Genomic DNA, 11,249 nt, shown 5'->3' on the forward strand with positions numbered 1-11,249 from the left:
CGATGCGCGCGATCCAGGTCAGCCGGTTCGGCGCCGAGGACGTGCTCGTCCCCACCGACCTGCCCCTGCCCGAGCCCGCGGCGGGGCAGGTGCGCGTGCGCCTGCACGCCGCGGGCGTCAACCCGGCGGACACCTACGTCCGCACCGGGCAGTACGCCTTCTTCACCCCGCCGCTGCCCTACACGCCCGGCTTCGACGGGGCGGGCGTGGTCGACGCGGTCGGCCCCGGCGTCACCTCGGCGGCGCCGGGCGACCGCGTGTTCGTCAGCGCGCTCGGCCGCTCGACGGGGACCTACGCCGAGTACGTCGTCGCCGACGAGCCCGACGTGCAGCCCCTGCCGGACTCGCTGTCCTACGCCCAGGGCGCCGCCGTCGGCGTCCCCTGCGCCACGGCGTGGCGGGCGCTGTTCCAGAAGGCCGTCCTGCAGCCCGGCGAGACCGTGCTGATCCACGGCGCCAGCGGCGGCGTCGGCATCCCCGCCACCCAGCTCGCCCGCGACGCTGGCGCCACCGTCATCGGCACGGCGGGCACCTGCGCGGGCGCGGACCTCGTGCTGGCCGCGGGCGCGCACCACGTCCTCGACCACACCTCCCCCGGCTACCTCGACAAGCTCGCCGCGCTCGCCCCCGCGGTGGTCGTCGAGATGCTCGCCGACGTGAACCTGGCCAAGGACCTGGAGATCATCGCCCCGCGCGGGCGGATCGTCGTGGTGGGCAGCCGCGGCAGCCTGGACTTCACGCCGCGGCTGACCATGCGCAAGGAGGCGACGATCCACGGCACCGCGCTCTGGAACGCCACCGCCGAGGAGTCCGCCACCGCCCTGCGCGCCATCGGCGCCAAGCTCCGCTCGGGCGTCCTGCACCCCATGGTCGGCACCGAACTCCCCCTCGACGCCGCCCAGGAAGCCCACCGCCGCGTCCTCGCGCCGGGATCACTGGGCAAGATGGTGCTGAACACCGCCTAGCCAGCGAGGTGGTCGCGGAGGCGGGCGTGCCGGAACTGGTAGACCCCGCCCGCCTGCCGCAGGACACCCCTGCGGTGGGCGTCGACCAGGAAGCCCATCACCGGCCAGGGCAGCTTCCCGGTGAGCGACAGCCACGTCCGCGCCACCAGCCACGGGCCCCAGACGGTGACGAACAGCATCCAGATCAGCAGTCCGAGCACCGCCATGGTGGCGATGCCGAGCACCCAGAGGCCGCCGGGGAAGACGACCGCGAACGGCGTGCCGAACGCGGGCTCCATGGCCAGCCGGAGCATCAGCCAGAACACCGCCGAGCCGCCCACGCCCACCGCGAGCCCCTGGCGCAGCGCCGTGCGCCGGTCGGTGCGCAGCAGGTCGGCCGGGCTCGTGGTCTCGGTGGGGGTGACCGGGACGCCGAGCGCGCGGACGAAGGAGACCACGAACCACAGCGCCGCGCCGCAGAACAGCCCGGCGGCCAGACCGACCAGCAGCACCCCGCCGTCCCGCCCGGACAGCGACGCCACCACGCCGAAGAGGAGCCCGCCGACGGTCCAGACCGCGAACCAGGCCAGGTTGCGCCAGGTGGTCAGGCTCCGCAGGAGCCGCGCGCCGATCTGGCGCGCCCGGCCCCGCATCCGGAGTCGGACGCGGGCGGGGGTGAGCCGGATGCCGCGGCCCTGGCCCACGATCAGCCCGCCCGCGATCCCGGTGGCCGCGCCCGCGATCAGGGTGGCGACCAGCCACGCCTGCCTGCCGCCGCCGTCGGGCCAGTGCCCGGCCCAGCCGGGGAACCCCGCGCCGAGCCAGGTGGCCGCGGTGATCACCAGGCCCGCCACCGCGCCCACGACGGTCCTCGGCACGGCGGTGACGAGCCGCCACCAGGCGATGTCCTGGGTGCGCAGCCGGAGGGAGTGCCTGGCCAGGAAGGCGAGGTGCCGCCGCGCCCTGACCGCGGTCGCCTCCGTCAGGTCGTCGGAGTAGACCGCGGGCACGAACCCCGCGAGCAGGCGGTCCTCGATCAGTTCCCGCGTGGTCCGGGTGTCCGGGCTGGACACGGCCAGCAGCTGGGCGGGATCGGCGGCGGTGTCGCTGAACACGGCCCGGGCGAGCGCGACCATCAGCGGGGTCGACAGCACCTCGGACAACGCGCTGTCGATGCCGGACCGCCGGGCGTGCGCGAGCACCGGATGCCACTTCGTCCTGGTGTCGCGGCCTTTGCGGGTGGTCAGCGGCAGGTAGCCAGCGACGTCGTCGATCGTGAGCCGGTCGAGGCGCACGACCGCGGCCGAGGCGAGCGGGTCGGCGGCGGCGACGGCGGCGCGGAACTCGTCCGGCCTGCTGGTCAGCAGGAACCGGTCGCCCGGCAGCACGCCCCGGTTGATCCGGGTGACGACCGCCCCCCGGATGCCCTCGGGCACCTCGTCGAGCCCGTCGAGCACCGGGAGGACCAGGCGGTCGGCGAGCAACCGGGCGGCGAGCGTGCCGCCGCTGTCGTCGGCCGCGCTCAGCATCGGGTAGTCGGCGATGAGCTGCTCGGCGAGCCAGTCCCGCAGGGAAGCGCTCATCGGGTCCCACGAGCCCAGCGGGAAGATCACCGGCACCGGATCGCCAGGGGCGCGCTGGTCGAGCAGGGTCAGGGTGAACCGGGACGCCAGGATCGTCTTGCCCGCCCCGGCCGCGCCGAGCACCACCAGCCGACCGGACGGCACGCGCCCGAACACCGCGACGATGTCGTCGCGGCCCGCCAGGTCCAGCGGCGAGTCGTCATCGTGCGCGCGGTTGATGTTCTGCCAGTGGTCGGTGGTGTCGTCGTCGACGACCGACCAGCGGAACGGCAGCGGGAACGGGTCGTGGACCCGGCGGATGCGCTCCTCGGTCTCCCACTGGGCGCGCACGGCGTTCGCCAGGACGTCGGCGACGGCCCCCGGCGCCACCGGCCGCCTCTCCTGCGGCGGGGCCGAGATCAGCATGGCGACCAGGGTGACGCAGGCGGTCACCATGCTGATGACGCTGGCGACCTTGTCGCCCCGGTCCAGCTCGCCGTCGGGAAGGAGCAGCAGCAGGATCGCGGCCACCGCGACGCAGAACACCACGACGCTGACGACGCGCACCTTCCGCCACACCGCTGACCGCCGCACCCGTCCGCCTCCGCTCCGGCATCCGGTGATCATCATGCCGGACGCGACGCCGAGGGCGGGCGCGATCAGGTGGAGGCGCCGCCGCCCGGGACGACCAGGCCGGTCTCGTAGGCGAGGACGACGGCCTGGGCGCGGTCGCGCAGCGCCAGCTTCGCGAAGATGCGCGCCACGTGCGTCTTGACCGTGGCCTCGCTGAGGGTCAGGTCGGCGGCGAGTTCGGCGTTGGAGCGGCCGCGGCCCACCAGCGTCAGCACCTCCCGCTCCCGGGGCGTCAGCACGGCCAGGTCGGCGGGCACCGAGGGCGGCTCGGCGGCGGCGAAGCGCTCGACGAGCCTGCGGGTGATCGTCGGGGCCAGCAGCGCGTCGCCGGTGTTGACCAGGCGGACGGCGGCGACGAGGTGTTCGGGGGTGACGTCCTTCAGCAGGAAGCCGCTCGCCCCGGCGGCGAGCGCGGAGTAGACGTAGCGGTCGAGGTCGAACGTGGTCAGCATGAGCACGCGGCAGTCAGGGGCCGTGGCCAGCACCTGCCGGGTGGCCGCCAGCCCGTCGAGGTTGGGCATGCGGATGTCCATCAGGACGACGTCCGGGCGCAGGTCGCGGACCAGCGACACCGCCTCGACGCCGTCGGCGGCCTCGCCGACGACGTCGATGCCGCCGGAGGCCAGGATCATCCGGAAGCCGGTGCGCACGAGGGCCTGGTCGTCGGCGATCACCACGCGGGTCACGGGCGCTCCAGCGGTATCCGCGCCCGCACCCGGAACCCGCCGCCGACGCGCCGCCGCGCGTCGAGGTCGCCGCCGAAGACCCGCACGCGCTGCCGCAGGCCGAGCAGGCCGCGGCCCTCGTCGGACTCCGGACCGGGGGCCCGGCCGCCGGAGAGCGCGCTGGGGCCGCTGTTCAGCACTTCCACGCGCAGGTAGTTGTCCGCGTACCGCACCGACACCTCGGCCTTCGCCCCGTCGCCGTGCTTCAGCGCGTTGGTCAGCGCCTCCTGGATGATCCGGTAGGCGGTCAGGTCCACCCCGGACGGCAGCGGCCGGGGCTCGCCGGAGACCCGGACCTCCACCGGCAGCCCGGCGAAGGCGATCCGGTCGACCAGCGGGCCGAGCCCGCTCAGTCCGGGCTGCGGCGACAGGTCGGCGGGCTCGGAGCCGTCCGCAGGCGGGGCGAGCACGCCGAGCAGGTGGCGCAGCTCGGTCATCGTGTCCCGGCCCGCGGCCTCGACGGCCAGCAGCGCGGCCGCGGCCGACGACGGCTCGGCGTCGAGCACCCGGCGGGCCGCGCCCGCCTGCACCAGCATGACGCTGACGTTGTGGCTGACGATGTCGTGCAGCTCCCGCGCGATGCGGGCGCGCTCGGCGTCGACAGCGCCGCGCGCGGCGCTCTCCCGCTCCCGCTCCAGCAGCCAGCCGCGCTCGCCCATCGCCTCGGCGAAGGCCCGGCGGGCGCGGACGAGCCGCACCGCCAGCACGGCGGCGACCAGCACCGCCGCCCCGGCGACGACCCATCCGCTCCCCACCGGGCCGACTCTGCCACCGGGGCCGTCGCCTCCGCGTCAACCCGGCGCGTACATCCTGGGGATGACCCGTCGGCCGGGTTACCCCCGCCGACCGATGCCCGACCCGCCCCGCCGAGCCCAGGATTGCCGATCGTGACCAGTGATGACAGCGCCGTCGTGGAACTGACCGACGTGCGCAAGGAATACAGCGACTCCGTCGCGCTGGACGGCCTCTCGCTCACCATCCGCGCCGGGGAGGCCGTCGCGGTGATGGGCCCGTCGGGCAGCGGCAAGTCGACCCTGCTGAACATGGTGGCCGGGCTGGACCGGCCCACATCGGGGTCGGTGGTCGTCAACGGGGAGGACCTGGGCAGGCTGAGCGAGACCGGGCTGGCCCTGTACCGCCGCAGGCGCATCGGCATGATCTTCCAGTTCTTCAACCTGCTCGACGACCTCCCCGCCCTCGACAACGTCGCCCTGGCCGCGCAGCTGACCGGGACCTCGCCCGCGCAGGCCCGCAGGCGGGCCCTGGAACTGCTCGACGAGCTCGGCATCGCGGGCAGGCGCAACGTCTACCCGGCGCGGCTCAGCGGCGGCGAGCGGCAGCGGGTCGCCGTCGCCCGCGCGCTGATGAACCGCCCCGCCCTGCTGCTGGCCGACGAGCCGACCGGCGCGCTGGACAGCCGGGCGGGCGAGCAGGTGATGGACCTGCTGCTCGACCTCAACCAGATCGGTCAGACGCTGCTGCTGGTGACCCACGACGAGGGCCTGGCCACCCGGTGCGCGAGCAGGCTCGTCGAGGTCGTCGACGGCCGCGTCGCCCGCGAGTCGCGCCTGGAGCGCACGCCGTGAGCGCCGTGTGGCGGGTCGCGCGGGCCGCGGCGCGGCGGCGCAGGCTGCAGACGATCGTGATCGGGGTCGTGGTCGGCGTCTCGACCGCGACGATGGTGCTGGCCCTCGGGCTGCTGACCTCGGCGTCGGCCCCGTTCGACCGGGCGCACCAGCAGCAGAGCGGCGCGCACCTGGTCGCCGTGTTCGACGGCCCGGGCGACGGGCTCGCCGAGACCGCGGGGCGTCCGGCGGTGGCGGCGGCCGCCGGGCCGTTCGCCCAGGTCACCGTGGACGTCGCGATGACCAGCCGGATCGGCATGCCGCTGACCGTCGCGGGCCGGGCCGACCCCGGCGGCGCGGTGGACCGGCTGACCGTGTGGCAGGGCCGGTGGGCGGACGCGCCGGGCGAGATCGTGCTGAACGAACCTCCCGGCGAGCACGGGCCGTGGTCGCTGGGCGAGCGCGTCGACGTCGCGGGTGGCCGGACGTTCACCGTCGTCGGATTCGCCTACTCGGTGAGCCGCTCCGCCGACGCCTGGGTGACGCCCGCCCAGATGACGGCGCTGAACCCGGACAGCGCGCAGATGCTCTACCGCTTCACGGCCGCGGGCACGGCGGAGGAGATCGCCGCGGCCGAGACGGCGGTGACGGCCGGGCTGCCGCTGCTGGGCACGCAGTCCTACCTGACGCTGAAGCAGGAGGTCGCCGCGGAGACGGCCGTCTACATCCCGCTGCTGATCGTCTTCGGCGTCCTCGGCATGGCGGTGGCCGTGCTGATCGTGGCCAACGTGATCAGCGGCGCCGTCGTGGCCGGTTACCGGCACATCGGCGTGCTCAAGGCGCTGGGCTTCACCTCGAACCAGGTGCTGGCCGTCTACCTGCTGATGGTCACCGTCCCGGCCGTCGTCGGCTGCGTGCTCGGCGCGGTGCTCGGCCACGTCACGGCGGTGCCGCTGCTGGCCGACGCGTTCGCGGGCTTCGGCACGACGGAGATCGCGATCGACGCGTGGGTGTACGCCCTGGCCGCGCTGGGGATGCCCGCGGTGGTCGTCGTGACGGCCCTGCTCGCGGCGCTGCGGGCGCGCGGGCTCTCGGCCGCCCAGGCGATCAGCGCGGGCAGCGCGCCCTCGGTCGGCCGGGCGCTGGCGGTCCAGCGCGTGCTCAGCGGGGCGCGGCTGCCGCGCTCGGTCAGCCTCGGCCTCGGCGTGCCGTTCGCCCGGCCCGCGCGCAGCGCGCTGACCCTGGCGGCGATCGTCCTCGGCGTCATGACGGTGACGCTGGCGAGCGGGGTGACCACGTCCGTCACCTCCTACCGCGCCGCCGTCGAGCCGCCGACCGAGAACCGGGTCGAACTGCTCGCCGCGCCCCCGCGCGGATTCCCGGGGCCGCAGCGGCTGCCCGAGCCGACCCTGAGCGACGCCGAGGACGAGGCCCTGCTGCGCTCGCTGCCCGGCGCGGCCGCCGTCGCCGCGGTGGCCCGGCTGCCGGTCGGGGTGGTCGGCGGGGACCCGGCCGAGGTCTACTTCCACCGCGGCGACCGCGACCTCGGCCCGGTGGTCCTGTCCGGACACTGGCCCGCCGCGCCCGACGAGGTGGCCGTCCCGTCCCGGTTCCTCAACCAGCGCGGGCTGTCCCTCGGCGACGCGATCACGGTGGAGTTCGACGGCGACCGCACCCGGCTGCGCGTCGTCGGCGTCGTGCTGACCAACCCCGCCGACGAGGTCTACGCGTCCTGGTCGGCCCTGACGGCGCTGGCCCCCGGCACCCGCGCCCACTCCTACCTGGTCGAGCTGCGGCCCGGCGCCGACCGGCAGGCCTACGTCGACGCGGCCGCCGATGGCGACCCCGGCCTGACGCCGATCCCGCCGGACGAGGGCGGGTCGAGCCAGGCGGTGGTCCTGATCGGCTTCGCCACCCTCATGACGCTCGTGCTGGCCGCGGTCTCGGCGCTCGGCGTGTTCAACACCGTCGTCCTGATCAGCCGCGAGCGCCGCAGGGACCTGGGCATGCTCAAGTCGATCGGGATGACCCCGCGCCAGGTCACGGTGATGATGGTGACCTCGATGGGCGTGCTGGGCGTCGTCGGCGGCCTGATCGGCCTGCCCCTCGGCGTCGCGGCGCACGCGCTCATCGCCCCGGCCATGATGCGCGCTGCCCAGGCCGACGTCCTCGACATCGTCATGGACGTCTACCACGCGCCGCTGCTGGCCCTGCTGGCGCTGGCGGGCGTCGTGATCGCGGTGCTGGGCGCCTACCTCCCGGCCCGGGGCGCGGGCCGGGCGACGATCGCGGAGGTCCTGCACACCGAGTGACGCGTCACAGCAGCCGGACGGCGTAGGGCTCCAGTCCGCCCCAGCGGACCGGGGCCACCCGGACCCGCGAGCCGCTGTACGGGGCCTCCACCATCTGCCCGTCGCCGAGGTAGAGGGCCACGTGGTGGATGCGGCCGCGGGTGGACCAGAACAGCATGTCGCCGGGGCGCATGGCCGACAGCGGGACCTTGCGGCCGTAGGTCGCCTGGTAGCCGGAGTAGTGCGGGAGCCGGATGCCCACGCCAGCGAAGGCGTAGATCATCAGGCCGCTGCAGTCGAAGCCGATCTTGTTGTAGTCGCCGTGGGAGTCGGCCACGCCGCCGTCGCGGATGCCGCGGGTCGGGCCGTGGGCGTTGCCGCCGCCCCACGCGTACGGCACGCCGAGCTGGGACAGGGCGCGGTCGATGACCACCTGCACCGAGCCGCTGGCGGGCGCGCTCGGCGGGGCCTGCACGGAGACGGGGCGGGGGGCGTTGGCCGCGGCCTCCTCCCGCCGCTTCGCGGCCAGCCACTCGTTGTAGCGCTCGCGCTGGGCCTCCAGGCCGCCGACCTTGGCCTGGGCGGCCACGAGCTGGCGCTCGTAGTCGGCCCTGGCGGCCTCCAGCTCGGCGGTCCTGGCCTCGGCGTCGCGGCGGGCCTGCTGAGCGCTGGCCATCGCCGAGTCCGCTGCGGCCTTGGCCAGCTCGGCGTCGGCCTCGGCGCGCTCGGCCTCGGCGAGGGCGGCCCTGGCCAGGGAGTCCTTGTTGGCCTGGACGGTGCGGGCGCGCTCCATCCGCTCCAGCGCGTCGAGGCCGCTGCCGCCGACGGCGTTGAGCAGCTGGGCGCGGGCCAGCAGGTCCTCCGGGCTGGACGCGCCGATGTAGGCCGAGATGGAGCCGACCGTGCTGCCCTGCTTGAAGCTGCCCGCGGCGAAGTCGTCCAGCGCCTGCCGGGCGTCGGTGACGGCGCGCGCGGCGCCCTCGGCCTCGCGCGCGGCTGCCTCGGCGTCGGCCCGGGCCTCGCGCGCGGCGTCCTGGGCGGTCTGCAGGTCGACGAGGGCCTTGTTGGCCTCCTCCATCCGGGCCTCGACCTCGGCGTGCAGGTCCATCAGCCGGGCCTCGGCGCGGGCGAGCTGGTTGGTCAGCCGCCCGACCTCGCCCGCCTTGTCCCGCGCCTCGCGGCGGCCCGCGTCGATGTCGGACTGGCTGGGGTTCGGCGGTGGCGGCGGGACGGCGACCGCGGCGACCGCGGTCGCGAACACCAGCAGCAGCGCGACGATCACGCTCCGCACGACCCACCTCCTCCGTCCTCAGGGGACTTTCCGACTGTGCCACTTCGGACACATCCTGACCAGTCGTAACAGCGGGAACACGCGTCGCTCCGGCCACTTTGTCCCCGAATCACACGGTCAGTAGTCCCCGGGTCCGGCGCCCGGCGACCACCGTTCACCCGAAAGCGGTAACGCCGGACGACCGGACCTGCGAGGATGGTCGCCGTGCCCAACCCACGCGCCATCGCCGCCATCGGCATCGCGGGCCTGCTGACGGCGATCGTCGGCATGTGCCTGCCGTGGCTGCGCTCCGGCGCGGTCCTGCGCGACAGCTTCGAGTTCGCCGGGGTGATCCAGACCCTGGGTTTCCTGCGCGGCCAGGCGCTGGAGTGGCTGCTGATGGTGTGGTACGGGCTGATCCCGGCGATGGTCCTCGGCGTCGGCCTCTACCTGGTCTCCCGCCGGGCGGCCGCAACGTTCCTACTGCTCGTGGCGATAATCCTCGGAACCATCGCGGGCGTCGCGCGCGTCGAAGCGGGCAGTGGCCCGGTCGGCGTCGCCGAGGTGGGCCCGACGGTCACGGTGATCGGGGCCGCGCTGGTCATGGCAGCAGCGCTGGGCACGCTATTCGGCGGGCGCGGACGCGCACGCGAGAACGCAGGAGGGGAACGGTGACGTATCCAGGCCAGGGCGGGCAGTGGCCGCCGAACGACCCGTACGGGCAGGGTCAGGGGCAGCCGCAGGGCTACCCGCAGCAGGGGGGCTACCCGCAGCAGGGCTACCCGCAGACCGGGCCGCAGCCCGCTCAGCCGGGCTACCCGCAGACCGGACCGCAGCCGACCCAGCAGTACGGCTACCCGCAGCAGCAGTACGGCGGGGCGTACGGACACCAGGAGCCCCCGCGCAAGTCGCGCAAGGGCGTCATCATCGGCGTCGTCGTCGCGGTGGTCCTCGCCGCGGCGGGCGTCGGCGGGGCGGTCTTCTTCCTGAACCGGGGCAGCAGCGTCGCCGCGGGCGCGCAGGACCCGACCAGCGCGGCGACCAACCTGGTCACCGCGATCGGCCAGGGCGACGTGGCCGGGGTGCTCACCGGGCTGGCCCCGGCCGAGCGGGACCTGATGTCCGCGCTGAACTCCCAGACCACCGAGGAACTGGTGCGCCTGGAGATCTACAAGCCCGGTGTCGACCCCAACAAGATGACCGGCTTCGAGCTCAAGGCCGAGAACCTCAAGTTCGACGACGCCGCCGCGGAGAAGGTCAACGACCGCATCACGATCACCAAGCTGATCGGCGGCACGGTCACGATCACCTCGGACATGAGCCAGCTGCCCTACACCGAGGAGTTCATCGAGGCCGCGTTCCCGCGCGGGATGGACGCCCGGCCGCAGACCGAGACGGTCGACATCGCCAAGGAGGTCGCCGACAACGGCGGCGAGCCCATCCGCATCGCGACGGTCAACGTGGACGGCGAGTGGTACCCGTCGCTGTTCTACACGCTGGCCGACTACGCGCTGCTGGCGGAGAACCTGGAGTGGCCGAAGCAGGCCATCCCGGCCAACGGCGCCGACAGCCCGGGCGACGCGGTGCGCCAGCTCGCCGACGCGGCCATGGCCGCCGACCTCGAGCGCGTGATCGAGCTGCTGCCGCCGGACGAGATGGGCGTGCTGCACGACGTGGGCCCGGTGCTGGTCGAGCAGGCTGGCCAGCTGGACCCGGCCCCGGCGCGGATCGTCAACCTCGTGACCGAGACCGCCGACGTCGACGGCGGCACCAAGGTGCTGCTCAAGGAGCTCGAGGTCGAGGCCGACGGCCAGACGGTCAGGATCACCAAGGACGGCGAGTGCTACGCCGCCGAGGTGCAGGGCGAGCGCCAGCAGCTCTGCGCGGACGACCTCGCCGCCGAGATCGGCGGCCAGGGCATGCCGCCGGAGGTCGAGAAGGCGCTGACCGGCCTGGTCAAGGGCATGATGGCCAACACCGGCGTCGTGACCGTCGAGGTCGACGGCAAGTGGTACGTCAGCCCGATCCGGTCGCTGACCGACGTCATGGTCACCGCGCTGCAGAGCCTGGAGGCCGAGGACGTGCGGGCGCTGCTGGAGATGGCGAACGGCTAGTCCGACGAGCCCAGCGCGAGGACCCCCGGGGTGCGCCCCGGGGGTCCTCGCGCGTCCTGGATCACACTCCCGGCCCGGCGTGGCGGCTTGAAACGTAATACAGGACAAGCGTACTGTTTGGGGCAGCAGGGGGTTGCTGCGGGCC

Annotated in this window: 9 protein-coding genes; 5 read left to right on the forward strand and 4 right to left on the reverse strand. The window is 74.6% G+C overall.

Translation table 11 applies throughout. The annotated features are described in order from the left end of the window. Positions 1 to 2 precede the first annotated feature (2 nt). Complete coding sequence (locus Actkin_RS20040; protein WP_258903789.1) at positions 3 to 965, forward strand: NADPH:quinone reductase; 963 nt, start codon at positions 3 to 5, stop codon at positions 963 to 965. Here the strand turns inward: Actkin_RS20040 and Actkin_RS20045 are convergent. The 3 genes from Actkin_RS20045 to Actkin_RS20055 all read right to left on the reverse strand — a co-directional run bounded on the left by Actkin_RS20045 (position 962) and on the right by Actkin_RS20055 (position 4,619). Then, on the reverse strand, positions 962 to 3,100 hold the full coding sequence (locus Actkin_RS20045) for an NACHT domain-containing protein (RefSeq protein WP_258903790.1): 2,139 nt from the start codon (positions 3,098 to 3,100) through the stop codon (positions 962 to 964). The genes Actkin_RS20040 and Actkin_RS20045 overlap by 4 nt on opposite strands. 65 nt (positions 3,101 to 3,165) lie before the next feature. Beyond that, a complete protein-coding gene (locus tag Actkin_RS20050; protein WP_189211047.1) occupies positions 3,166 to 3,825 on the reverse strand; it encodes a response regulator in 660 nt (219 codons plus the stop codon). Next, the gene (locus Actkin_RS20055) at positions 3,822 to 4,619 is read right to left on the reverse strand and encodes a sensor histidine kinase (RefSeq protein WP_229786926.1); all 798 of its coding nucleotides are present in this window, start codon (positions 4,617 to 4,619) and stop codon (positions 3,822 to 3,824) included. Before Actkin_RS20055 ends, Actkin_RS20050 begins: the two co-directional genes overlap by 4 nt. A 132-nt stretch (positions 4,620 to 4,751) precedes the next feature. On the opposite strand from Actkin_RS20055, the gene Actkin_RS20060 reads away from it, so the two are divergent. Further along, positions 4,752 to 5,450 (forward strand): ABC transporter ATP-binding protein, encoded by a 699-nt coding sequence (locus Actkin_RS20060; protein ID WP_189211048.1) that lies wholly within the window; start codon positions 4,752 to 4,754, stop codon positions 5,448 to 5,450. Further along, positions 5,447 to 7,741 carry an ABC transporter permease gene (locus Actkin_RS20065; protein WP_258903791.1) on the forward strand — a complete coding sequence of 765 codons (2,295 nt, stop codon included), beginning with the start codon at positions 5,447 to 5,449 and terminating at the stop codon, positions 7,739 to 7,741. The genes Actkin_RS20060 and Actkin_RS20065 overlap by 4 nt, the downstream gene beginning before the upstream one ends. Positions 7,742 to 7,745: 4 nt before the next feature. Here Actkin_RS20065 and Actkin_RS20070 read toward each other — a convergent pair whose 3' ends face one another. Next, positions 7,746 to 9,011, reverse strand: coding sequence for an NlpC/P60 family protein (locus tag Actkin_RS20070; protein ID WP_258903792.1), 1,266 nt, complete (start codon positions 9,009 to 9,011; stop codon positions 7,746 to 7,748). A 204-nt stretch (positions 9,012 to 9,215) separates the two neighbouring features. Here Actkin_RS20070 and Actkin_RS20075 point away from each other — a divergent pair, with 204 nt between their 5' ends. Next, positions 9,216 to 9,665 carry a hypothetical protein gene (locus Actkin_RS20075; protein WP_189211051.1) on the forward strand — a complete coding sequence of 150 codons (450 nt, stop codon included), beginning with the start codon at positions 9,216 to 9,218 and terminating at the stop codon, positions 9,663 to 9,665. Continuing rightward, positions 9,662 to 11,104, forward strand: coding sequence for a flagellar basal body protein FliL (locus Actkin_RS20080; protein ID WP_258903793.1), 1,443 nt, complete (start codon positions 9,662 to 9,664; stop codon positions 11,102 to 11,104). Before Actkin_RS20075 ends, Actkin_RS20080 begins: the two co-directional genes overlap by 4 nt. Positions 11,105 to 11,249: the final 145 nt, after the last annotated feature.

The sequence above is a fragment of the Actinokineospora sp. UTMC 2448 genome (assembly GCF_024760565.1).
Taxonomy (GTDB): domain Bacteria; phylum Actinomycetota; class Actinomycetes; order Mycobacteriales; family Pseudonocardiaceae; genus Actinokineospora; species Actinokineospora fastidiosa.